The sequence below is a fragment of the Halomonas lysinitropha genome, assembly GCF_902500215.1.
Taxonomy (GTDB): Bacteria; Pseudomonadota; Gammaproteobacteria; order Pseudomonadales; family Halomonadaceae; genus Halomonas; species Halomonas lysinitropha.
Genome location: NZ_CABVOU010000033.1, coordinates 110,836 through 134,111, shown reverse-complemented (window position 1 = coordinate 134,111; position 23,276 = coordinate 110,836). Strand labels below are relative to the sequence as shown.

Below are 23,276 nucleotides of genomic sequence, written 5' to 3'. Positions count from 1 at the left end.
CCCCTTAGACAGGTGCCCCGTAGCTCATCAGACGCTCGTAGCGGCGCGCCAGCATCTGGTCCGTGTCCAGCGCCTCCAGGCGGTCGAGGCTTGCCTGCAGCGACGCCTTGATCCGCTCGGCGGTGGTCACCGGGTGGCGGTGGGCACCGCCCAGGGGCTCGGGGATCAGGGTATCGACCAGACCCAGCTCCTTGAGGCGCTCGGCGGTGATGCCCATGGCCTGGGCGGCCTCGGAGGCCTTCTCGGCGCTCTTCCAGAGAATGGAGGCGCAGCCCTCGGGGGAGATCACCGAATAGGTGGAGTACTGCAGCATGGCCAGCTCGTCGCAGACACCGATGGCCAGCGCCCCGCCGGAGCCGCCCTCGCCCACCACGGTGGCGACGATCGGCGTGCGCAGACGCGACATCACCGCCAGGTTGTAGGCGATGGCCTCGGACTGGCCGCGCTCCTCGGCGTCGATGCCCGGATACGCCCCCGGGGTGTCGATGAAGGTCAGCACCGGCATCCGGAAGCGTTCGGCCATCTCCATCAGGCGGCAGGCCTTGCGGTACCCCTCGGGACGCGGCATGCCGAAGTTGCGGCGCACCTTCTCGTGGACGTCGCGGCCCTTCTGATGGCCGATCACCATCACCGGCCGATCATCCAGGCGCGCCACACCGCCCACAATGGCGGCATCGTCGGCGAACTTGCGATCGCCGTGGAGCTCGTCAAAGTCACTGAAGACATGCGCCAGGTAGTCAAGAGTGTAAGGACGTTGGGGATGGCGCGAGAGCTGGGACACCTGCCAGGGGCTCAGGTCCTTGAAGATTGACTCGGTAAGCTTGCGGCTCTTCTCCTCGAGCCGGCCGATCTCGTCGCTGAGGCTGACCTGGCTGTCGTTGCCCACCAGCCGCAGCTCCTCGATCTTGGCCTGGAGCTCGGCGATGGGCTGTTCGAAGTCGAGATAGTTCGGATTCATTGGCCGGGTGCCTTGTGGTGTTTCACCGCCCTGCCCGTCGAGGCCAAGCGCGGCGCGAAAAGTGAAGTGGCTGGCATTATCGCACCCTCAACGCGCCACGCAAGGCGACATATCGACTGCTCGGGGCTGTTCCGGCGGAAGGCCTCCGAGGAGGCGCTGTGAACCCCTCCCTGGGCGCTACCGACGCCATCCCTGGCGTAGGACCTCCTCTACGGCCTGCCCCCGGCGCCCCTCGCGGACATGCTGAAGGCCACGGCCAGTTTACCGATATTTCAGCCGCACCCCATCCTGGCCCTGCACCTCGCGCAGGCCGGTCAGCAGCTCGTCGCTGGGGGTGACACGCCACTCCTCGGCGAGTTCCAGCCAGCCCGAGGCATCGGCATTGCAGTAGCGCAGCCGCACCGGCAGGCCTTCCTCGTCGCGAAAGGGGGCAAGGCTCGCTCGCAGCGAGTCCACCAGGCGTCCATTGAGGCGTCCGCCGTCCAGGGAAAGCTCCACTGCCTGACCGAAGCGACTGCGCGCCTCGACCATCGGCGTGACCTCCTTGCCGCGCAGGCGCAGACCGCCCGAGTAGTCGTCGCTGGAGACCTCGCCCTCGACAATCATCACCTGGTCGGTCTCGAGACGGCCGCGCAGCTTATCGAAAAGTTCGCCGAACAGCGACGCCTCGATGCGCCCGGTGCGGTCGTCCAGAGTGATGAAGGCCATGGTATCGCCACGCTTGGACTTCATGGTCCGCACGCCGACCACCAGACCCGCCACCCGCTGGGGCTCGCGGGAGGGCTTGAGGTCGCTGATGCGGGTGGAGACGAAGCGGGCGAGCTCGCCCTCGTACTCGTCGATGGGGTGACCGGTGAGGTAGAGCCCCAGAGTGTCTTTCTCGCCGGCCAGGCGCTCCTTGTCGCTCCACTCGCGGGCCTGGCGGTAGTCGGCGTAGGCATCCCCGGCCGACTCGTCGACGAAGGCCTCGCCGAACATGTCCATCATCCCCAGGTTCTGGTTGGTCTGGGTCTGGGCCGCCGCCTTCAGGGCATCCTCCAGCGCCGCGCTGAGCACCGCGCGGCTCGGCCCCAGGGTATCCAGGGCGCCGGAGCGGATCAGTGCCTCCAGGGTGCGCTTGTTCATGCGCCTGGGATCGACCCGACGGCAGAAATCGAAGAGATCCTCGAAGGGGCCGCCCGCCTCGCGGGCCTCGACGATGGCGCCGATGGGGCCCTCGCCGACCCCGCGGATCGCCCCCAGGCCGTAGACGACCCGCGCTTGTGCGTCGACGGTAAACTTGTAGCCGCCAACGTTGACATCGGGCGGGGTCACCGTGAGCGAGAGGTGGCGGCACTCCTCGATCAGCGGCACCACCTTGTCGAGGTTGTCCATCTCGGTGGACATCACCGCTGCCATGAAGGGGCCTGGATAGTGGGCCTTCAGCCAGGCGGTCTGATACGAGACCAGCGCATAGGCCGCCGAGTGGGACTTGTTGAAGCCGTAACCGGCGAACTTTTCCACCAGGTCGAAGATGTTGCCGGCGAGGTCCTTGTCGATGCCGTTGGCCGCACAGCCCTCCATGAAGCCAGCCCGCTGCTTGGCCATCTCCTCGGGCTTCTTCTTGCCCATGGCGCGGCGCAGCATATCGGCCTGACCCAGCGAGTAGCCTGCCATGACCTGGGCGATCTGCATCACCTGTTCCTGATAGAGGATGATGCCGTAGGTGGGCCCGAGTACCGGCTTGAGTAGCTCGTGCTGGTAGTCCGGGTGGGGGTAGGAGATCTCCGCCCGGCCATGCTTGCGGTTGATGAAGTCGTCGACCATCCCCGACTGCAGGGGGCCGGGGCGGAACAGCGCCACCAGGGCGATCATGTCCTCCAGGGAGTCGGGCAGCAGACGCTTGATCAGCTCCTTCATGCCGCGGGACTCAAGCTGGAAGACCGCCGTGGTCTCGGCCTTCTTGAGCATCTCGAAGGTCGGCACGTCATCCAGCGGGATGGTGTCGATGTCCAGCGACTCCCGGCCCTCGGTGGCGCGCACCTTGTCGACCATCTCCAGTGCCCAGTCGATGATGGTCAGGGTGCGCAGACCAAGGAAATCGAACTTGACCAGCCCCGCCTCCTCGATGTCGTTCTTGTCGAACTGCACCATCAGGCCGCTGCCGTCCTCATCACAGAGCAGCGGCGAGAAGTCCGTCAGCTTGGTGGGCGCGATCACCACACCGCCGGCATGCTTGCCGGTGCCCCGGGTGATGCCCTCGAGCTTGAGCGCCATCTCCCAGATCTCAGCGGCCTCCTCGTCGGCTTCGAGGAACTCCTTGAGCGCCGGCTCGGCCTCGATGGCCTTGGCCAGCGTCATGCCCACCTCGAAGGGGATCAACTTGGAGAGCTTGTCACCCAGCGAGTAGGGCTTGCCCTGGGCGCGCGCCACGTCGCGCACGACCGCCTTGGCCGCCATGGTGCCGAAGGTGACGATCTGGGACACCGCATCGCGGCCGTAACGGTCGGCGACATAGTCGATCACCCGGTCGCGCTTCTCCATGCAGAAGTCGACATCGAAGTCGGGCATCGAGACCCGCTCCGGGTTGAGGAAGCGCTCGAACAGCAGGTCGTAGCCGATAGGATCGAGGTCGGTGATCTTCTGGGCGTAGGCCACCAGCGAGCCGGCACCCGAGCCGCGGCCTGGCCCCACCGGGACGTCGTTATCCTTGGCCCACTGGATGAAGTCCATCACGATCAGAAAGTAGCCGGGAAAGCCCATCTGGATGATGATGTCGAGCTCGAAGTCGAGGCGCTTGCGATAGCGGGCGTCGATCTCTGCATACTCGGCCCCGTCGCGCGGATAGCGCGCTGCCGGGAAGAGGAAATCCAGGCGCTCGGTGAGCCCGTCGTGGGAGATCTTGCGGAAGTACTCGTCCTGGGTCATGCCCTCGGGAATGGCGAACTCCGGCAGGAAGATCTCGCCCAGGCGCACCTCCACGTTACAGCGCGCGGCGATCATCACGCTGTTCTCCAGCGCCTCGGGGATATCGGCGAACAGTTCCGCCATCTCCGCGGGGCTCTTGAGGTACTGCTCCTCGGTGTAGCGCCGTTCGCGGCGCTTGTCGTCGAGCGCCTTGCCTTCGCCGATGGCCACCCGGGTCTCGTGGGCCCAGAAGTCGTCGCGGGCCAGGAAGCGCACGTCGTTGGTGGCCACCACCGGCGTGCCGGTCTCGATGGCCAGGTCCACCGAGAGGTGCACGCACTCCTCCTCCAGCGGCCGGCCGGTCCGGGTCAGCTCCAGGTAGAAGCGGCCAGGAAAGGCGGCGTTCCACTCCTCGAGCAGGACACGGGCCTCATCGTGATGGTCGCTGAGCAGGTGGCGGCCGACCTCCCCTTCCCGACCACCGGACAGGGCGATCAGCCCCGCGCTCTGCTCGAGCACCCAGGCCTTGTCCAGCAACGCCTGGCCCTGTCGCTGGCCGTACATCCAGCCCCGCGAGATCAGCTCGGTGAGGTTGCGATAGCCGGTCTCGTCCATGGCCAGCAGCGTCAGGCGATAGGGATGTCCCTCGTCATGCGGGTTGGCCAGCCAGAGGTCGCTGCCGATGATCGGCTTGAGGCCCGCTCCCTGGGCGCCCTTGTAGAACTTGACCAGGCCGAAGAGGTTGGCCTCGTCGGTCAGCGTCAGGGCCGGCAGGCCCTGGTCCACGGCGGCCTGGACCAGGGGCTTGAGACGCACCAGGCCGTCGACCAGGGAAAACTCGCTGTGAACGCGAAGATGAACGAAGGGCGTGGTCATGATGGGCTCGGGATTGGTGAATCAGAACAGTGCCAGCTGACGCTTTACCGGGCCGAAGGAGCGACGGTGCTCCGGCAGCGGTCCCAGGCGTTCCAGGGCGGCCAGGTGCTCGCGGGTCGGGTAGCCCTTGTGGCGGGCGAAGCCGTAGTCGGGATGCCGGGCATCGAGGGCCACCATCCCCGCGTCACGGGCGACCTTGGCCAGTATCGAGGCGGCAGCGATGGCCGGATGGCGGGCATCGCCCTTGACCACCGCCTGGCCGGGAACATGATGCCCGGGCAGGCGATTGCCGTCCACCAGCAGGTACTCGGCCGCTGGCACCAGGGCATCGATGGCACGGCGCATGGCGAGGTGGGTAGCATGGTAGATGTTGAGCGCGTCCACCTCGGCGGCCGACGCCTCGGCCACGGCACAGGCCAGCGCCCGGTCGCGTACCTCAAGCGCCAGGGCCTCACGACGCCGGGCGGTAAGCGCCTTGGAGTCGGCGAGGCCCTCGATGGGCCGCGCCGGGTCGAGGATCACTGCGGCAGCCACCACCGGGCCAATCAGGGGACCGCGACCCACCTCGTCGACCCCGGCCAGGCGCTCGCCAGCATAGTCGATCACCAGCAGCGGCAGCTCGCGGCTCCCCTTCCCTCTCGCACCCGCCTTGACCGTCACGGCGCCACCTCGTCGGCCCGCGCCGGGGCCACGCTGGCCGGCAGCGGCTGTCCTGCCACCAGCGCCTCGATGGCCTCGGCCGCCCGGCGGCTGGCATCGCGTTGCAGGCCGGCATGCATCCCGGCGAAGCGTGCCTCCAGGGCGGCCCGCCCCGCGTCATCGTCGAGCATCTCGCCAAGCCCGCTGGTGATCGCTTCGGGGCTCGCCGCGTCCTGGATCAGCTCCGGCACCAGGGCCTCGCGGGCGATCAGGTTGGGCAGCGAGATCCACTCGGTCTTCACCAGCCGCTTGGCCAGCCAGTGGGTCATGGGCGCCATCCGGTAGGCGACCAGCATCGCACGATGACAGAGCATTGCTTCCAGGGCCGCGGTGCCCGAGGCAAGCAGCACGGCATCGGCGGCCACCATGGCCTCGCGCGCCTGGCCGTCGACCAGGATCAGTCGCCCCTCTTGCAGGCCGGGATACCCGGCCATCAGCGCCTCCAGCTCGGTGCGCCGCTGAGGCGTCGCTGCCGGTATCACCACCCGAAGGCCGGGCCGCACCTCGCATAGCCGCTCCACGGCAGCGAGAAACGTCGCGCCCAGAAAGCGAATCTCGTTGGCCCGAGAACCGGGCAGTACGGCAAGGACCTGCCCGCCGGCCGGAAGCCCCAACTCCGCGCGGGCGGCGGCGCGGTCGTTCTCCAGCGGCAGCTCGTCGGCCAGCGGGTGGCCCACGAAGGCGACCGGCACCTGGTGGCGGACATAGAAGGCAGCCTCGAAGGGCAGGAAGGTCAGCATGGCGTCGACGGCACGACTGATGCCCTTGACCCGCCCTTGGCGCCAGGCCCAGACGGAGGGGCTGACGTAGTGCGCGGTGGTCAGGCCCGCCTCGCGCAGCTGGCGCTCCAGCCCGAGATTGAAGTCCGGCGCATCGATGCCGACCATGATATCGGGCTGCCAGACCAGGGCATCGCGCTTGAGCTCGCGACGCACGCGGACCAGGCCGGGCAGGTGCCGAAGCACTTCGACCAGCCCCATCACGGAAAGAGTCTCCAGCGGAAAACGGCTATCGATGCCCTCGGCGATCATGCGAGGGCCGCCGATGCCGCGGAACGCGACCCCCGGGTGACGCGCCTTGAGCGCGCGCATCAGGCCGGCCCCCAGGATATCGCCCGAGAGCTCGCCCGCGACCAGAAAGACGCGACGTATCGTCATGACGACGCCATGCTCAGCGGATGATGCCGCGGGTCGAGACCTCGATGGAGGCGGCAAAGGCCTCGGTCTCGGGCAGCGCAAAGCGCTCCCGGATCTGGCTCAGCGCCTGCTCGGTGGTCAGTCCTTGTCGGTAGACCAGCTTGTAGGCCTCGCTCAGCGCACGGATCGCCTCCTTGGAGAAGCCGCGGCGCTTGAGCCCTACCAGGTTAAGGCCGTGAACCTGTGCCGGGTTGCCGTTGATCATCACGTAGGCGGGCGTGTCCTTGGTGATGATCGAGCCACCGCCGGCCATGGCGTGATCGCCGAAGTGGCAGAATTGATGAATGGCCGATAGCCCCCCGAGGATAACGAAATCTCCCAGATGCACATGACCGGCGAGCGTCACCTGGTTGGCCAGGATGCAGTCGTTGCCGATCACGCAGTCGTGGCCGACGTGCACGTAGGCCATGATAAGGTTGCGCGAACCGATAGTGGTCTCGCCACGATCCTGGGCGGTGCCGCGGTGCAGCGTGGCGCCTTCGCGGACGACGTTGTCGTCGCCCATCACCAGGCGGGTCGGCTCCCCCGCGTACTTCTTGTCCTGGCAGTCCTCGCCGACCGACGCGAACTGGAAGATGCGGGTCCGCGCACCCAGCACGGTGGGGCCCTTGAGCACTACGTGGGGGCCGATATGGCTGCCAGGCCCGATCTCGACATCGGGCCCGATCACCGTGAAGGGCCCGACCTCGACATCGTCGGCCAGGCACGCCGCAGGATCGATGAGGGCGGTAGGGTGTATCAAGCGACCTTCCTCTCGGCGCAGGTGATGTCGGCCTCGCAGATCAGCTCGCCATCCACCGTGGCGCGGCAGGCGAACTTCCAGATGCCCCGCTTGGTGCGCTCGACCCTGGCCTCCAGCACCAGCTGGTCGCCGGGCATCACCGGGCGCTTGAAGCGAACGTTGTCGCTGGCCACCAGATAATAGACATAGCCGTCGGCCGGCAGCTTGTTGACGGTCTTGAAGCCGAGGATGCCGCAGGCCTGGGCCAGCGCCTCGATCACCAGCACGCCCGGCATGATCGGATGATGCGGGAAGTGGCCGTTGAAGAAGGGCTCATTGATGCTGACATTCTTGTAGGCAACGATGGCTTCACCCAGGGTGAGCTCCGTCACCCGATCCACCAGCAGGAAGGGGTAGCGGTGGGGCAGATACTCACGAATCTCGTTGATGTCCATTACCATCGTAACAACCTCTGAAATGACAGGATGCCCTTCTTCGGAGGGGCATGGCCGGCAGCAGGAACCGGCAAAGACAGGCAGGGGATTATACCGCCCTGCGACACGGCCTCAACCGCTGCGACCGGCCTTCTCGAGCCGCGCCAGCCGCTTGGCAATGTCGTCGAGCTGCTTGAAGCGCACCGCGTTGCGGCGCCACTGGGCATTGTCCATGGCACCGGTACCCGACGAATAGATCCCCGGCTCGAGGATCGAGTTGGTCACCAGGCTCATGCCGGTCACCTGAACGCCATCGGCAATGGTCAGGTGACCGGAGAGGCCCACGCCGCCCCCGAGCATGCAGTGCCGGCCCACCCGAGTGGAACCGGCAATGCCCACGCAGCCGGCCAGGGCACTGTGATCGCCGATCTGCACGTTATGGGCGATCTGCACCTGGCTGTCGATCTTGACGTCGTCGCCGATCAGGGTGTCACCCAGCGCCCCGCGATCGATACTCGAGCAGCTTCCCACTTCGACGTCGTCGCCCAGCACCACGCCCCCCAGCTGAGCGATCTTGTGCCAGCAAGACCCGTCGTGAGCGAAGCCGAAGCCGTCACCGCCGATCACGCAGCCGCTGTGCAGCAGAGCCCGGGCACCGATGACCACGCCATGGCAGACCGTGACATTGGCGTGCAGGCGCGAACCGGCACCGATACGCGAGTCCGCACCAATAACACAACCCGGACCGATGACGACCTCGTCACCCAGTTCGACACCCGATTCGATCACCGCCTGGGGGCCGATAGCGACCTTCAGACCCAGGCGGACGTCGTCGGCGACCACCGCCGTGGGATGAGTGCCGGCCGGGGTACGTCCGGCGAGGGGGTCGAAGAGCCGCGAGAGCCCTGCATAGCCGAGGTAGGGGTTGTCCATCTCCAGGCGCGCCACCGGGCAACTCTCCGCATGGCCGGGCGCCAACAGCACCGCCGCGGCGCGGGTTTCCGGGAGGTCCTTGAGGTAGGCGCGATTGGCGAGGAAGGCCACCTGATCGGGCTCGGCATCCCTGAGCGTGGCCAGGCCGCTTACCCGTCTTTCGCCGTCACCCTCCAGGCGGGCTCCGAGGCGCTCGGCGATCTCGGCCAGTGTGAGGGTTCGGGCGTCTTGGTTCATGGGAACTCGCTGTAGTGGGTCGGCCGGCTCAGTAGAGGGTGTTGAGGATCTCGGTAACTTCCCCCGTCAGGTTCTGCATCTCCCGTTCGGAATGCAGCACGCCGTTCGGCTCCACGAGCACCTCGACCCCGTGGCGTTCGATGACCTGCTGAACGGCCTGGTCCAGCTTGGGCTCGGCCTGCTGGAGGAACTGCTGCTCGGACTGCTGGCGCGCCTGGCCGATCTCCTGGCGCAGCTGCTCGAAGCGTTGCCCCTTGCGCTGAAATTCCTGCATGGAGGTACGCCGCTCGGTCTCGGTCATGCTCTCGCCCTGCTGCTGGAGACGCTGTTGCATCTGCTGCAGCTCCTGGCCCAGGGACTCCGCCTCCTGCTGCTGGTCGAAGAGACGGTTGCGCAACTGGTTCATGGAACTTTGGGCAGCGTCGGTCTCCATCAACGCAGCGCGCCAGTCGAGCAAGGCCACTTCATCGCCCTGAGCCGGCAGGGTGACGGCGGCCAGCAAGCCGAAGCAAAGGACGGCGGAAAGCTTGCGCATGGTGGGGGCTCCTTGATGAGGGCCGGATCAGAAGGTCTGACCCAGCGAGAACTGGAAGAACTGGGTATCGTCACCCTCCTCGTCGTTCAGCGCCTCGGCGACGCTGAACGTCAGCGGCCCCACCGGCGTCAGCCAGGACAGACCGATCCCCGCGCTATAGCGCAGCTCACCCAGGTCCACGCCGGACTCGCACGCCGAGGTGAACCCGTCGGGCACGTCGTAGCAGTCAGTCAGGAAGGTGTTGCCGGCATCCAGGAACAGCGAAGCCTGCAGCGAGCGCTGATCCTCGACGAATGGCATGGGGAAGAGCACCTCGGCACTGCCCTCCACCAGCACATTGCCGCCGAGGGTGCGATCATTACCGCCATTACGCTCGGTGGTAGCCGGCCCCAGGGTGTTGCCGGTGAAGCCGCGGACCGAGCCCAGACCGCCAGAGAAGAAGTTCTCGTAGAACGGGTAGGGGTCATCCCCGACGGTGTCGGCATAACCCAGCTCGCCGCTGAATTTCAGCCCCCAGGTCTGCTCCTCGTTGAAGGGCACGATCTGGCGGGCCCGAGCGCGCAGCTTGTAGTACTCGGCGTCGCTGCCGGGCACCGCCGTCTCCAGCGACAGGCGCTGGTAGTTGCCGGCGGTGGGCATGATGCCGCGATTGAGGTTGTTGCGGGTCCAACTGGCGGTCAACTTCAGGCTCTGGGCATCACTCCCCTGATCCTGCTCATACTGGATGATCTCCGCCGGGGTGTCGCGATAGGTCTTGATCGACAGGTCCTCGGCGCTGGCGCCGAAGTTCAGTCGTGTCAGCTCGTTGATCGGATAGCCGAAGTTGATGCCCCCGCCGAAGGCGTCGGTGGAGTAGGTCGAGATATCGGAGTCCTCGTAGTCGGTCTCGCGATAAAAGAGATTATAGCCGCGCGAGATGCCGTCCAGAGTCCAGTAGGGGTCAGTGAAACCGAAGTTGAGGCTCGTGTAAGTGTCGCTGCGCTGGGCACCCAGGTTGAGCCGGTTGCCGGTCCCCAGGAAGTTGTTCTGCGACAGCGAGGCACCGTAGATCACACCGGCGCTCTGGGAGAAACCGATGCTCGCCGAGATCGACCCCGACGGCTGCTCCTCGACGGTGTAGGTGACGTCCAACTGATCAGGCTCACCGGCCACCGGACGCGTCTCCACATCGACCTGCTTGAAGAAGCCGAGGCGCTCCAGGCGCTGACGCGACTGACTGATCGACTCGGTCGAAGCCGGCGCACCCTCCATCTGGATCATCTCGCGCCGCAGCACCTCATCCTGGGTGGTGGTGTTACCGGCGAACTCGATACGCCGCACGTAGGCCCGGCGACCCGGCTCGACACGGAAAGTCAGGTTCACCGTATCGTCGCCGCTGGCGACCTCGGGAATACCGTCCACGTTAGCGAAGGCAAAGCCCTCGGCCCCCAGCCGCGAGCGCAAGGCCTCCGCGGAGGCAGTGACATCGCTGCGCGAGAAGATCTCGCCGGTTTCCACTTCCAGCAGCTCGCGGGCCTCCCGCTCGGCAATTCTCAGGTCGCCGGCGAAGCGGATTTCACCCAGTCGATACTGCCGACCCTCGTCGATGTTCACGGTGACGAAGATCCGCGACTTGTCGGGACTGATCGAGACCTGGGAGGACTCGATGTTAAAGTTCACGTAACCGCGATCCAGATAGAAGGAGCGCAGCCGCTCCAGATCACCGGACAGCGCCTCGCGGGAGTACTCGTCGCTGGAGAACCAGCCAAAGAACCAGCCCGGCTTGTCGTCAAGCTCGAAGACATCGCGCAGCTCGTCATCGTCGAAGTCACGGTTGCCGACAATATTGATCTGGCGGATCTTGGCCACCGCCCCCTCGTCGATATCGATGTTGACCTGGACCTGGCCTTCGCCGACCTCCTCGACAGAGGTATCGATCCGCGCACTGTAGCGCCCTTGAGACTGATAGACGCCCTCCAATTCGCGCTGGATCTCTTCGAGGGTGGAGAGCTGCAGTACCTGGCCCTCGTTCAGCCCGGCCTGCTTGAGACCGTTGCGCAGATCCTCATCGGCGATCTGCCTGTTGCCCTCGATGTTGAGTCGCGCGATGGTCGGGCGCTCGACTACCTGGATGATCAGCACATCCCCCTCGCGGGCCAGCCGAACATCCTCGAAGAGACCCGTAGCGAAGAGCTCCCGGGCCGCCTCGGCAAGCTCGCGCTCGTCGACCCGGTCACGGGCGCTGACAGGAAAGGCATTGAACACGGAGGCAGGAGAAACCCGCTGCAGCCCCTCAACCCTGATGTCGGAAACGTCGAAAGGTTGTGCCTGTGCCGCCTGGGCACCTACGAGCAGCAGCGCCGCCAGTCCGATGGTCTTGATTTTCATGCAGTCGATTCGCTCGCGTTGATCTGCCGTCCTGTCTAGACAGGCACCTTATACATTTGTACTGGCCACTGACAAGCCAGCTCCCGGCTACCAGAGCCGCATCAGGTCGAAATAGAGCGCCATCAGCATCAGGGTACCGACCAGTGCCAGGCCGATACGCAAGCCCACGGCCTGGGCCTGATCGGACACCGGGCGACCGCGTACCACCTCGACCAGATAATAGAGTAGATGGCCACCGTCGAGCACCGGAATCGGCAGCAGATTGAGCACTCCCAGGCTGATGGAGAGATACGCCAGGAAGCTGACGAAGCTCTCGAGTCCGGAGCGCGCCGACTCGCCGGCAATACGCGCGATAGTGATGGGGCCGGAGAGGTTCGACGGTGAAATGAGGCCCACCACCATCTTGCGGATGGCCCCCAGGGTCAGCACCGTCATCTCGCCGGTACGCGACAGCGACTGACCCACCGCCGCCACCGGGCCATAGCGGATCTCGCGACGATACTCGTCAGGCCATTCGACGGGTTCGACGCCGGCGCCGATATAGCCGATCGTCACGCCCTCCTCCAGCTCGGTGCTGCCGGGGGTCAGGATGATCGAGCGACGCTCGCCGTCGCGTCGCACCTCAAGGTCGAGAGGCTCGCCGGGGCTGGCGCGAACCCGATCGACGAAGGCCATCCAGTCCGTCACCGGCTCTCCATTGACAGCAACGACCTCATCACCCACCTGCAGGCCGGCCTCGGCGGCCGCCTCACCCTCGATCACCTGACCCAGCACCGCGGGGATATCCGGCTGCCAGGGGGTCAGTCCCAGGCTCGGCAGCGGCCGGGGAGGATCCTGACGCACCAGCCAATCTTGCACCGGCAAACGATAGGTCCGGGGGTCGGCGGTCGCTTCGTCGCGGGCCTGTACCTCTAGCTCTCCGCTGGCCCCGATGGCCGCTATCAGCTTGAGGTTGATCTCGTCCCAGGTGCGTACCGAATCGCCGCGTACCGCCGTAATCTCCTGGCCGGCCTCGAGACCACCCCGACTGGCCGGCGAGTCCTCCGCCACGCTACCGATCACTGGCGCCACCGCGGTGGTACCGGCCACGAACAGCGCCCAGTAGGCGACGATGGCCAACAGGAAGTTGGCCAGCGGGCCGGCGGAGACCACCGCGATACGCTGCCAGACCGTCTTGTTGTTGAAGGCCTGGTCGCGCTCGTCAGGGTCAACCGAGCCTTCCCGCTCGTCGAGCATCTTGACATAGCCGCCCAGCGGAATCGCGGCCACCACGAACTCGGTGCCATGACGATCATGGCGCGACCAGAGTGGCTTGCCGAAGCCCACGGAAAAGCGCAATACCTTCACGCCGCAGCGCCGGGCCACCCAGAAGTGTCCGAACTCGTGGAAGGTGATCAAGAGGCCGAGCACCACGATCACGGCCAGCACGTTCTGGATCAGGCCCAAGGCAATCTCCTTGCAATCAACAGCGTCGAGGCGCGCGCATCATTGCCGCGCCAACCGGACACGCGCCGCCCGGCGGGCGAGAGCATCGACCTCGAGAATAGTCTCGAGATCATCGGCCGGCATGACAGGACACTCGTCGCACACCCGCCCTACCAACTCGCCGATGGCGGTAAAACCGAGGCGGCCGGCGAGGAAGGCCTCCACGGCTACCTCGTTGGCGGCATTGAGCACCGCCGGCGCGGTACCGCCCGCGGCCATGGCCTCCCGGGCCAGGCGCAGACAGGGAAAGGCCACCTCGTCGGCGGGCTCGAAGTCGAGCCGCGCAATCCGGAAGAGATCCAGGGCCTCTACCCCGGCATCGATGCGCTCCGGCCAGGCCAGACCATAGGCGATGGGAGTCCGCATGTCCGGGTTACCCAGCTGGGCAATTACCGAGCCATCGCTGTAGGCCGCCATGGAGTGAATCACGCTCTGGGGGTGTACTACCACCTGAACCTGGTCGGGACGGGCATCGAAAAGCCAACATGCCTCGATCAGCTCGAGCCCCTTGTTCATCAGAGTGGCGCTATCCACCGAGATCTTGCGCCCCATGGACCAGTTGGGATGGGCGCAGGCCTGATCCGGGGTCACCCTGACCAGATCGTCCCGGGACCAGCCGCGAAAGGGCCCCCCGGAAGCGGTCAGCAGCAGTTGCGTCACCCCGTGACGCACCAGGCCTCCACGATGGTCGACGGGTAGACACTGGTAGATGGCATTATGTTCGGAATCGATGGGCAGGAGGGTGGCGCCGTGCCGCGTAACGGCGTCCATGAACAGCGCCCCGGACATCACCAGGGCCTCCTTGTTAGCGAGAAGGACTCGTTTGCCGGCCTCCACTGCGGCCAGCGTCGGCAGCAGACCGGCCGCACCGACAATAGCCGACATCACGGTATTCACCTCGCGGGCTTCGGCCACTTCGACCAGCGCCTCTCGACCGGCCCGCGCCTCGGTGGCCAGGCCGGCCTCGGCCAGCTGCCCGCGCAGCCAGGCGGCATCCTCCTCGGCATCGAGCACGGCCACCGCCGGCCGATGGCGTCGACACTGAGCCAGCAGCGACTCCCGGGAGCGGTGGGCGGTCAGGGCATGCACCCGGTAGCGTTCCGGGTGACGGCCGAGCACATCCAGGGTGCTGGTGCCGATGGAGCCGGTGGCGCCCAGTACGGTTACACGCTCCAGAGTCACAGCAGCCCCCCGTACAGCAGGGCGAACAGCGGAACCGCGGCGGTCAGGCTGTCGACCCGGTCCAGCACTCCTCCGTGCCCGGGCAATAGCTGGCTGGAATCCTTGATCCCGCGATGGCGCTTGAGCATGCTCTCGAGCAGATCGCCCAGCACCGAGGCCAGGGTCACCACCGCCGTCGCCACCACCAGAAGCAGCCCACCGGCGACGCCGAGGCCCTGCCAGGCGGCGAAGCCGACCGCGAGCAGCGCGGTGACGGCCAGACCGCCGGCCACGCCTTCCCAGGTCTTGCCGGGGCTGACGCTGGGAGCCAGCTTGTGGCGGCCGAGGGCTCGGCCGACGAAGTAGGCGCCAATGTCGGCGCCCCATACCAGCAGCAGCACGAAGAGCAGCCAGACGGCACCGCCCTCACGCAGCACGCTGAAGCCCACCCAGGTCGGCAATAGCACCCAGAGGCCCATCGCCAGGCGCATGGCGGCCGACTGCCACTGCGCGAGGCGCGCAGGGTAACCGGTCACCCAGTAGAGGTTGACCAGCCAGCCCAGCGCGCCCAGCCAAAGCAGCCAGGCCGACTGCGCAGCGCCTGTCACCCAGCTCAATGCCAGCAGCGCGGCGAGGCCCCCCACCGCAAGTAGGCGAGGAGCCGATGCGGTGATACCGGCAAGGTTGGCCCATTCCCAGGCGGCGAGCAGCACGGCGGCGGCGGTGAACAGCCGGAACCCCTCGCCCTCCAGGCCGAACAGGCCGAACAAGGCCAGGGGGATCAGCCAGGCCGCGGTAATGATCCGTTGTCTAAGCACCTTGCGCCTCGATCTGTTCGTCCGTCATGCCAAAGCGCCGCTGCCGGCCCTGAAAGTCGGCCAGCGCGAGGTCGAAAGCGGCGCCATCGAAGTCGGGCCACAGCACGGGGGTAAAATAGAGCTCGGCATAGACCATCTGCCAGAGCAGGAAGTTGGAGATACGCCGCTCGCCGCTGGTGCGGATGCACAGGTCCACTGGCGCATCGTCGGACAGGCTGATCGCCTCGTCGAGGGCCCGCTCATCGATCATCTCGGGATCGAGCTCGCCGGCGGCGACCCGCTCGGCCAGCCGCCGGGCGGCAACGGCGATGTCCCAGCGCCCCCCATAGTTGGCCGCGATCACCAGATGCAGGCCGCTATTGTCCCGCGTCAGTGCCTCGGCGCTGACGATATGCTTCTGGATCGAGGTGGAGAAGCCGCTGCGGTCACCGATCACCGAGAGGCGAATGTCGTGCCGGTGAAGCTTCTTGACCTCACGACGGAGCGCCAGGAGGAAGAGCTCCATCAACGCATTGACCTCGCTGGTGGGCCGCTTCCAGTTCTCGCTGGAGAAGGCGAACAGCGTGAGGGTCTCGATGCCACGCTCGGCGGCACGACGAATCACGGCGCGCACCGCTTCGACGCCGGCATGATGGCCACGCACCCCGGACAGGCCCCGAGCCTTCGCCCAGCGATTGTTGCCGTCCATGATGATGGCCACGTGGCGCGGCAATGGCGCCTCGCCGGCCGCGTGTCCATCGTCAGAAGTGACCCCGGAACGGGGGGACTGCGGTGACGTCATGATGTCTCGCATGGCGGGTAAAAGCATGAAGGCCGACGAACGGCAGACGTCTTGCCTGCCGTTCGTCGAAAGGCGTTACATCGCCGGCAATGCCATTCGCCGGTGACGCCTAACCTTCTCAGACCTGCATCAGGTCGTGTTCCTTGGACTCCAACGCCTTGTCGATCTCGGCGACAATGCTGTCGGTGAGCTTCTGGATGGCTTCCTCGGCCTGATGCTCCTCGTCCTCGGTGATCTCCTTATCCTTGAGCAGCGACTTGAGATCCCCGTTGGCATCACGGCGCACATTGCGCACGGCAACCCGGGCATGCTCGGCTTCCTGGCGGGCCTGCTTGATGTAGCCCCTGCGCGTCTCCTCGGTGAGCATCGGCATGGGCACGCGGATCACGTTGCCGGCGCTCGCCGGATTGAGACCGAGATCGGAGGTCATGATGGCCTTCTCGATCTTGGGCACCATCTGCTGCTCCCAGGGCACCACGCTCAAGGTTCTGGCGTCCTCGGTATTGATCGAGGCCACCTGATTGAGCGGTACCTGGCTACCATAGTAATCCACGGTGACCGCATCCAAGATACTGGAGTGCGCTCGACCGGTACGGATCTTGTTGAAGTTCTGGTGAAGAGCCTCGAGGCTCCTCTTCATGCGGCTCTGCGCATCCTTCTTGATGTCGTCGATCACTGTCTCACCCTCTGTCAATCAGCGTGCCTTCCTTGCCACCCACCACCAGGTTCAGCAGGGCACCCGGCTTGTTCATGTTGAAGACCCGTACGGGCATATCATGGTCCCGCACCAGGCAGATGGCGGTCAAATCCATCACCCCGAGCTTCTGGTCGAGCGCATCATCATAGGACAGCTGCTCGTACTTGACCGCTTCGGGGTGCTTGACCGGGTCCTTGTCGTAGACCCCGTCGACCTTGGTAGCCTTGACCACCACATCGGCGTCGATCTCGATGCCGCGCAGGCAGGCCGCGGAGTCCGTGGTGAAGAAAGGATTGCCGGTGCCAGCCGAGAACAGTACCACGTCGCCGGACGTCAGGTAGCGAATGGCCGTTCGGCGGTCGTAATGCTCCACCACGCCACTCATCGGAATCGCCGACATCACCCGCGAGCGAATGTTGGAACGCTCCAGGGCATCACGCATGGCCAGCGCATTCATCACCGTGGCCAGCATGCCCATGTGGTCACCGGTGACCCTGTCCATGCCCGCCTCGTGCAAGGCCGCCCCGCGGAAGAGGTTGCCACCGCCGACAACAATGCCGACCTGGACGCCGATGCCCACCAGCTGGCCAATCTCCAGCGCCAGGCGATCCAGCACCTTGGGGTCGATGCCGAAATCGGCATCGCCGGTCAAGGCCTCGCCGGAGAGCTTGAGCAGGATACGCTTGTACTTGGAGACTTCGGTGCGGGTCTTCTCGGGCTTGCTGGGGGCAGGGTGATCGGCAGTGGTCATGGGGTCTCTCCCGGGTTCTCGACGCATGGGACCTGATGGGTGGCCGGATTCACCGGCCGGATACACGAAGGCGTGCGCTCGCGCGCACGCCATCTTCCTGCTGGAACCTGAGACCTCAGCTGCGCTTGGCCTGTTCCATCACTTCCGCGGCGAAGTCGACCTCTTCCTTCTCGATGCCCTCGCCCACCTCGAAGCGGGTGAAACCGATGACCTCGCCGCCGGCCGCCTTGACGAACTCGGCCACGGTCTGGTCCGGATTCTTGACGAAGGGCTGCTCGGTCAGGCTGTTCTCCGCCAGGTACTTCTTGAGACGGCCCTGCACCATCTTCTCGGCAATCTGTTCGGGCTTGCCGGCCATGTCGGGTTGCGCGAGGATGATCGCCTTCTCGGCATCCAGCTGCGCCTGCGGCATGTCCTCGGGAAGCGCCACGGTCGGGTTGATGGCCGCTACGTGCATAGCGACATCCTTGGCCACTTCGGCGTTGCCGCCCTTGAGCACGGTGAGCACACCGATGCGACCGCCATGGACGTATTCGCCCACCACGCCCCCTTCCGGTGCCTCGACCACGGCACAGCGGCGCACGCCGATGTTCTCGCCGATCTTCTGTACCAGCTGCTCGCGAGCCGTTTCCAGCGCACCTTCCATCACTGCGGCCACGTCTTCGCTCTTGGCGGCGAAGAAAGCATCGGCAATCTTGTCGGCGAAGGCCGTGAAGTTCTCATCGCGGGCAACGAAGTCGGTCTCGGAATTGATCTCGACCACGACACCGAAGGAGCTGTCGTCGGCGACGCGGGTCACCACGGCGCCTTCCGCAGCGGTACGGCCGGCCTTCTTGGCGGCCTTGAGCCCGGAACTCTTGCGCAGATTCTCGATGGCGACGTCGATGTCACCACCGGCTTCGGTGAGTGCCTTCTTGCACTCCATCATGCCGAGCCCGGTACGCTCGCGCAGTTCCTTCACCTGGGAGGCGCTGATAGCTGCCATGGATTTCACCTCTGAATGTCTCGGGAAATGGACCGGACCCTCTCAGGGAGAATCCGGTGACTTCATATAAAAAAAGGGGGCCGCGGCCCCCTTCTCGTCTAACCGGCATCAATGGCAACGGTGTGAGGGACATCCACAGCCGCCGACCAGACGGGCCACGATCACTCGGCGGCGCTGTCATTTTCCTGAGCGGCGGCCTCTTCGGTCACCTCGACGAACTCGTCGGGACGACCTTCCTTGGCACGGGCACAGGCGTCGGCGATGGCCTTGACGTAAATCTGGATGGCACGGATGGAGTCATCGTTGCCCGGGATCACGTAGTCGACGCCATCGGGGTCGGAGTTGGTATCCACCACGCCAATGACCGGAATGCCCAGCTTGTTCGCCTCGTTGATAGCGATGCGCTCATGGTCGACATCGATCACGAACAGCGCATCGGGCAGCCCGCCCATGTCCTTGATACCACCCACGGACCGCTCGAGCTTGTCCTGCTCGCGGGTCGCCATCAACACTTCCTTCTTGGTCAGCTTCTCGAAGGTGCCGTCCTCGTGCATGGCCTCGAGTTCGCGCAGACGCTTGATGGAGACGCGGATGGTCTTGTAGTTGGTCAGCATGCCGCCGAGCCAGCGGTGGTTGACGAACGGCTGGCCGACGCGATTGGCCTCTTCCTTGATGATCTTGCTCGCGCTGCGCTTGGTGCCGACGAACAGGATCTTGTTGTTGGCCGCCGCCATCTTCTCGACCACATCGATGGCCTCGTTGAGGGCCGGCAGGGTGTGCTCGAGGTTGATGATATGGATCTTGTTGCGGGCGCCGAAAATGAACTTGCTCATCTTCGGGTTCCAGTACTTGGTCTGGTGACCGAAGTGAGCGCCTGCTTTGAGCAGGTCACGCATATTGACGTGTGCCATGGATGACTCCTGGAAAATCGGGTTAGGCCTCCACGCACCCCATGGATCCGACCGTCGGAGCAACCCGACAGCACCCGGGACCATGTGACGGTGCATGTGTGATTTCAAGGCGTTGCATTGATTTAGCGCGCATCCCGGGCCTCGCTGAGGTGCCGATGGATCGGCAAGGCTCCGCGATTGCAGGAAAGCGCGCAGCTTTATACCATGGATGGCTTCCGAGATGAAGTCGTCCGATGCTCGAGCCCACCCTTGTCAGGACGACACCACCCCTGATTCGAGATTCCATGAACGTACCCATCAAGACGCCCGACGAGATCGAGAAGATGCGCGAAGCGGGACGCCAGGCCGCCAGCGTGTTCGAGATGCTCATCCCCCACGTCACGGCCGGCGTGAGCACCGGCGAGCTGGACAGGCTATGCCATGACTATATCGTCGACGAGCTGGGCTCCACTCCGGCGCCGCTCGATTATCACGGTTTCCCCAAGTCGATCTGCACCTCGATCAACCACGTGGTCTGCCACGGCATCCCGGATGACGCCAAGAAGCTCAAGAAGGGCGACATCATGAACATCGACATTACCGTGAAGACGGCCGACGGCTATCACGGCGACTCCAGCATGATGTTCATCATCGGCGAGACCATCCAGGGCGAGCGCCTGTGCCGGGTCACTCAGGAGTGCCTGTATCGTAGCATTGCGCTGGTGCGCCCGGGCGTACACCTCTCGGAGCTGGCCCGCGCCATCCAGTCCCACGCCGAGGCCAACGGCTATTCGGTGGTCCGCGACTTCTGCGGACACGGCATCGGCGCCGGCTTTCACGAGGATCCCCAGATCCTGCATTATGACGGCTATGCCCCCGAGGCCGATATCCCCCTTCAGGAAGGCATGTGCTTTACCATCGAGCCGATGATCAATGTGGGCGACCATCGCACCAAGGTGCTGCGCGACGGCTGGACCGCCGTGACCAAGGACAGGAGTCTGAGCGCCCAATGGGAGCACACCCTGCTGGTCACCGCGACGGGCGTGGAGGTGCTCACCGCGCGCCGTGACGAAGACCTTTCCCTTCTCGACCGCTGAGTCGACCGCCATGCTCCTGCACCACTACCGGTTCGATCCCGACGAAAGCCTCTTTGATATCGACGCCTTTCGTGCTGAGCTCGCCGGCGAGCGCTCGCCTATCGCCCCCTTCAAGGCGGCGCTGCGCAGCATCCAGGCTCGCCTGGACGAGCGCTTCCGCGCCGGCGCCGACATCCGTGACCTGGTGCACGGCCGGGCCTGGTGCCTGGACCGCCTGCTGGCCATCGCCTGGGAACAGCACGACTGGCCCGATAACGGGGTGGCATTGATCGCCGTGGGCGGCTTCGGCCGAGGCGAGTTGCATCCCCACTCCGACATCGACCTTATGCTGCTGCTCGAGCAGGATGACGATACGCCGTACCGGGAACCCCTCACGGCCTTTATCACCTTCCTGTGGGACATCGGCCTGGAGATCGGCCACAGCGTCCGCTCGCTGGCCGACTGCGAGCGCGAGGCCGAGGCCGACGTGACGGTGATCACCAATCTGCTCGAGACCCGGACCCTGGCCGGGCCCGAACGCCTGCGCGAGGCAATGCAGGTGCGCCTTTCCACCGACCGCATGTGGCCGGCGGATCGCTTCTTCGAGGCCAAGTGGCAGGAACAGATCAGCCGCCACTACCGCTACAACAACTCCGAGTACCACCTCGAGCCCAATATCAAGAGCTCACCCGGCGGGCTGCGTGACATCCAGATGATCGGCTGGGTCGCCAAGCGCCACTTCGGCACCCAGCGCTACGAGGATCTCGTCGCGGGCGGCTTCATGAACGATCCCGAGTTGCGCATCCTCAGCCAGGGCGAGGCCTTTCTGTGGCAGGTACGCTATGCCCTGCACATGCTGACCGACCGAGCGGAGGACCGCCTGCTGTTCGACCACCAGCGCACCATCGCCGAGCTGTTCGGCTACCGCGACACGCCGGAACGGCTGGCCGTGGAGCAATTCATGAAGCGGTACTATCGCCATGTCACGGCGCTGGCCGGACTCAACGACATGCTGCTGCAGCACTTCGATGAAGCGATCCTGCACGACGGCGAGGCGCTCACCACCGTGCCCCTCAACGAGCGCTTCGAGATCAAGGGGGGCTATATCCAGGCGCGCTCACGCCATGTCTTCCGCCGGCGCCCCTCGGCGCTGCTCGAACTCTTCCTGCTGATGGCCGAGCACCCGGAGATCGAAGGGGTGCGCGCCGATACCATCCGCCTGATCCGTGACCATCGCCATCTGATCGATGACCTCTACCGCGACGACCTGCGCCACCAGAGCCTGTTCATGGCGCTGCTGCGCTCCGGCGGCAACGTGGCCCGCCAGCTGCGGCGCATGAACCGCTACGGCGTGCTCGGCAAGTACCTGCCCGAATTCGGCCAGGCGGTGGGCCTGATGCAGCATGACCTCTTCCACATCTATACGGTGGATGCTCATACGCTGCGCCTGCTCAAGTGCATCCACAGCTTTCGCAAGCCCGAGGCGAAGGAGGAGTTCCCGGTCGCCGCCACTCTGATCCATCAGTTGCCCAAGCTGGAGCTACTCTGGATCGCCGGCCTCTACCACGACATCGGCAAGGGGCGCGGCGGCGATCATTCGACTCTCGGCGCCCGGGATGCCGAGGCTTTCTGCGAGCGCCACGGGCTCTCCAGCCGCGACACCCGCCTGGTCAGCTGGCTGGTGGAACATCACCTGATGATGTCCATGGTCGCCCAGAAGCGCGACATCACCGACCCCGACGTGATCGCCGATTTCGCCCGCCTGGTGGGTGACGAGACCCGGCTCGACTACCTCTACGTGCTGACGGTGGCCGACATCAACGCCACCAACCCGACCCTGTGGAACGGCTGGCGAGCCTCGCTGCTGCGCCAGTTGCACGGCGAGACCAAGCGCGCCCTGCGACGCGGCCTCGAGAACCCGCTGGAACGCGACGACTGGGTGCAGGAGACGCGCAGCGAGGCCCACTCCCTGCTGGCCACGGTAGGCGCCGACATGACCCGGGTCGACCGACTCTGGGAGTCGCTGGGCGAGGACTATTTCCTGCAGTACGCCCCCAGCGAGATTGTCTGGCAGACCCAGGGCATCCTGAACCATGGCGATAGCCAGCTACCGCTGATCCTGATCAACGCCCCTACCGACGACATGGCCGAGGGCGGCACCAAGGTCTTCATTCACACCCGTTCCGTGGACGACCTCTTCGCCGCCACCGCCGCCGCCATGGACCAGTTGGGGCTGTCGATCCACGATGCTCGGATCGCCACTTCCAGCAACGACTGGACGCTGAACACCTTCATCGTGCTGGACGACCATGGCCAGGCGATCCGCGAGCGCGAGCGCATCGAGGAGATTCGTCGGCACCTGGTCGAGGAGCTCGATGACCCGGACGACTATCCGCAGATCGTTACCCGGCATACCCCGCGCCAGCTCAAGCACTTCCGCGTGCCCACCGAGGTCAGCATCGAGCAGGATCCGGCCAATGAACGCACCCTGCTCGAGCTCGTCGCCCCCGACCGCCCCGGTCTGCTGGCCCGGGTGGGGCGCATCTTCATGGAGCAGGATATCGCGCTGTCGGCGGCCAAGATCGCCACCCTGGGCGAGCGGGTCGAGGACGTCTTCTTCATCACCGACAAGGCTGGCGCGCCGCTCACCGACCCGGAGCGCCAGCAGCGCCTGCGCGAGCGTCTTATCGAGGTGCTCGCCGTCCCCGGCTGAAGCCGACTAACGTTCACGAGGCGGGTCGGCGTTTGAGGCCGCCCCGGGGCTTCCCTATAATCAACGTCCTGTCCGCC

General features: G+C 65.6%; 19 protein-coding genes. 2 read left to right on the top strand and 17 right to left on the bottom strand.

The window, feature by feature from the left end; genetic code table 11:
• Positions 1 to 4 precede the first annotated feature (4 nt).
• The 17 genes from accA to rpsB form a co-directional block, all read right to left on the bottom strand.
• On the bottom strand, positions 5 to 958 hold the full coding sequence (gene accA, locus HALO32_RS09665; protein WP_151443626.1) for an acetyl-CoA carboxylase carboxyl transferase subunit alpha: 954 nt from the start codon (positions 956 to 958) through the stop codon (positions 5 to 7).
• 261 nt (positions 959 to 1,219) lie between these two features.
• On the bottom strand, positions 1,220 to 4,720 hold the full coding sequence (dnaE, locus tag HALO32_RS09660) for a DNA polymerase III subunit alpha (RefSeq protein WP_151443624.1): 3,501 nt from the start codon (positions 4,718 to 4,720) through the stop codon (positions 1,220 to 1,222).
• Between the two features lie 21 nt (positions 4,721 to 4,741).
• The gene (gene rnhB, locus HALO32_RS09655) at positions 4,742 to 5,380 is read right to left on the bottom strand and encodes a ribonuclease HII (protein WP_192576480.1); all 639 of its coding nucleotides are present in this window, start codon (positions 5,378 to 5,380) and stop codon (positions 4,742 to 4,744) included.
• Complete coding sequence (gene lpxB / locus HALO32_RS09650) at positions 5,377 to 6,576, bottom strand: lipid-A-disaccharide synthase (protein WP_151443623.1); 1,200 nt, start codon at positions 6,574 to 6,576, stop codon at positions 5,377 to 5,379. The genes rnhB and lpxB overlap by 4 nt, the downstream gene beginning before the upstream one ends.
• A gap of 13 nt (positions 6,577 to 6,589) precedes the next feature.
• Positions 6,590 to 7,357, bottom strand: coding sequence for an acyl-ACP--UDP-N-acetylglucosamine O-acyltransferase (lpxA, locus tag HALO32_RS09645; protein WP_151443621.1), 768 nt, complete (start codon positions 7,355 to 7,357; stop codon positions 6,590 to 6,592).
• Positions 7,354 to 7,797, bottom strand: a complete 444-nt coding sequence (gene fabZ, locus HALO32_RS09640) for a 3-hydroxyacyl-ACP dehydratase FabZ (RefSeq protein ID WP_151443619.1) — start codon at positions 7,795 to 7,797, stop codon at positions 7,354 to 7,356. Before fabZ ends, lpxA begins: the two co-directional genes overlap by 4 nt.
• A 105-nt stretch (positions 7,798 to 7,902) precedes the next feature.
• On the bottom strand, positions 7,903 to 8,940 hold the full coding sequence (gene lpxD / locus HALO32_RS09635) for a UDP-3-O-(3-hydroxymyristoyl)glucosamine N-acyltransferase (protein ID WP_151443618.1): 1,038 nt from the start codon (positions 8,938 to 8,940) through the stop codon (positions 7,903 to 7,905).
• A gap of 28 nt (positions 8,941 to 8,968) precedes the next feature.
• The gene (locus tag HALO32_RS09630; protein ID WP_151443616.1) at positions 8,969 to 9,475 is read right to left on the bottom strand and encodes an OmpH family outer membrane protein; all 507 of its coding nucleotides are present in this window, start codon (positions 9,473 to 9,475) and stop codon (positions 8,969 to 8,971) included.
• Positions 9,476 to 9,502: 27 nt separating this feature from the next.
• A complete protein-coding gene (gene bamA, locus HALO32_RS09625; protein WP_225809892.1) occupies positions 9,503 to 11,842 on the bottom strand; it encodes an outer membrane protein assembly factor BamA in 2,340 nt (779 codons plus the stop codon).
• 87 nt (positions 11,843 to 11,929) lie between these two features.
• Positions 11,930 to 13,288, bottom strand: coding sequence for a sigma E protease regulator RseP (gene rseP, locus HALO32_RS09620; RefSeq protein WP_151443614.1), 1,359 nt, complete (start codon positions 13,286 to 13,288; stop codon positions 11,930 to 11,932).
• A gap of 39 nt (positions 13,289 to 13,327) precedes the next feature.
• Positions 13,328 to 14,503, bottom strand: coding sequence for a 1-deoxy-D-xylulose-5-phosphate reductoisomerase (gene ispC / locus HALO32_RS09615; protein WP_151443820.1), 1,176 nt, complete (start codon positions 14,501 to 14,503; stop codon positions 13,328 to 13,330).
• Positions 14,504 to 14,505: 2 nt separating this feature from the next.
• A complete protein-coding gene (locus HALO32_RS09610) occupies positions 14,506 to 15,306 on the bottom strand; it encodes a phosphatidate cytidylyltransferase (protein WP_151443612.1) in 801 nt (266 codons plus the stop codon).
• Positions 15,299 to 16,087 (bottom strand): polyprenyl diphosphate synthase, encoded by a 789-nt coding sequence (gene uppS, locus HALO32_RS09605; protein ID WP_151443610.1) that lies wholly within the window; start codon positions 16,085 to 16,087, stop codon positions 15,299 to 15,301. Before uppS ends, HALO32_RS09610 begins: the two co-directional genes overlap by 8 nt.
• Positions 16,088 to 16,205: 118 nt before the next feature.
• Positions 16,206 to 16,763 (bottom strand): ribosome recycling factor, encoded by a 558-nt coding sequence (frr, locus tag HALO32_RS09600; RefSeq protein WP_151443819.1) that lies wholly within the window; start codon positions 16,761 to 16,763, stop codon positions 16,206 to 16,208.
• 4 nt (positions 16,764 to 16,767) lie between these two features.
• Positions 16,768 to 17,535: a UMP kinase gene (gene pyrH, locus HALO32_RS09595; protein WP_151443608.1), complete on the bottom strand. Its 768-nt coding sequence runs from the start codon at positions 17,533 to 17,535 to the stop codon at positions 16,768 to 16,770.
• A 115-nt stretch (positions 17,536 to 17,650) separates the two neighbouring features.
• The gene (gene tsf, locus HALO32_RS09590) at positions 17,651 to 18,520 is read right to left on the bottom strand and encodes a translation elongation factor Ts (protein ID WP_151443606.1); all 870 of its coding nucleotides are present in this window, start codon (positions 18,518 to 18,520) and stop codon (positions 17,651 to 17,653) included.
• 161 nt (positions 18,521 to 18,681) lie between these two features.
• Positions 18,682 to 19,431: a 30S ribosomal protein S2 gene (gene rpsB / locus HALO32_RS09585; protein ID WP_151443604.1), complete on the bottom strand. Its 750-nt coding sequence runs from the start codon at positions 19,429 to 19,431 to the stop codon at positions 18,682 to 18,684.
• Between the two features lie 284 nt (positions 19,432 to 19,715).
• Between rpsB and map the strand changes: the two genes are divergently transcribed.
• Together map and HALO32_RS09575 are read left to right on the top strand one after the other, a co-directional pair.
• Positions 19,716 to 20,507: a type I methionyl aminopeptidase gene (gene map / locus HALO32_RS09580; RefSeq protein ID WP_151443603.1), complete on the top strand. Its 792-nt coding sequence runs from the start codon at positions 19,716 to 19,718 to the stop codon at positions 20,505 to 20,507.
• Between the two features lie 10 nt (positions 20,508 to 20,517).
• Positions 20,518 to 23,199 (top strand): [protein-PII] uridylyltransferase, encoded by a 2,682-nt coding sequence (locus tag HALO32_RS09575; protein WP_151443818.1) that lies wholly within the window; start codon positions 20,518 to 20,520, stop codon positions 23,197 to 23,199.
• The last annotated feature ends 77 nt before the right edge of the window (positions 23,200 to 23,276 follow it).

Excerpts from the sequence above, each read along its gene's own strand:
- HALO32_RS09630 (WP_151443616.1), bottom strand. The coding sequence starts at position 9,475 with ATGCGCAAGCTTTCCGCCGTCCTTTGCTTCGGCTTGCTGGCCGCCGTC.
- map (WP_151443603.1), top strand. The coding sequence starts at position 19,716 with ATGAACGTACCCATCAAGACGCCCGACGAGATCGAGAAGATGCGCGAA.
- fabZ (WP_151443619.1), bottom strand. The coding sequence starts at position 7,797 with ATGGTAATGGACATCAACGAGATTCGTGAGTATCTGCCCCACCGCTAC.
- rpsB (WP_151443604.1), bottom strand. The coding sequence starts at position 19,431 with ATGGCACACGTCAATATGCGTGACCTGCTCAAAGCAGGCGCTCACTTC.
- tsf (WP_151443606.1), bottom strand. The coding sequence starts at position 18,520 with ATGGCAGCTATCAGCGCCTCCCAGGTGAAGGAACTGCGCGAGCGTACC.
- accA (WP_151443626.1), bottom strand. The coding sequence starts at position 958 with ATGAATCCGAACTATCTCGACTTCGAACAGCCCATCGCCGAGCTCCAG.
- uppS (WP_151443610.1), bottom strand. The coding sequence starts at position 16,087 with ATGACGTCACCGCAGTCCCCCCGTTCCGGGGTCACTTCTGACGATGGA.
- lpxB (WP_151443623.1), bottom strand. The coding sequence starts at position 6,576 with ATGACGATACGTCGCGTCTTTCTGGTCGCGGGCGAGCTCTCGGGCGAT.
- dnaE (WP_151443624.1), bottom strand. The coding sequence starts at position 4,720 with ATGACCACGCCCTTCGTTCATCTTCGCGTTCACAGCGAGTTTTCCCTG.
- pyrH (WP_151443608.1), bottom strand. The coding sequence starts at position 17,535 with ATGACCACTGCCGATCACCCTGCCCCCAGCAAGCCCGAGAAGACCCGC.
- bamA (WP_225809892.1), bottom strand. The coding sequence starts at position 11,842 with ATGAAAATCAAGACCATCGGACTGGCGGCGCTGCTGCTCGTAGGTGCC.
- lpxD (WP_151443618.1), bottom strand. The coding sequence starts at position 8,940 with ATGAACCAAGACGCCCGAACCCTCACACTGGCCGAGATCGCCGAGCGC.
- HALO32_RS09575 (WP_151443818.1), top strand. The coding sequence starts at position 20,518 with ATGCTCCTGCACCACTACCGGTTCGATCCCGACGAAAGCCTCTTTGAT.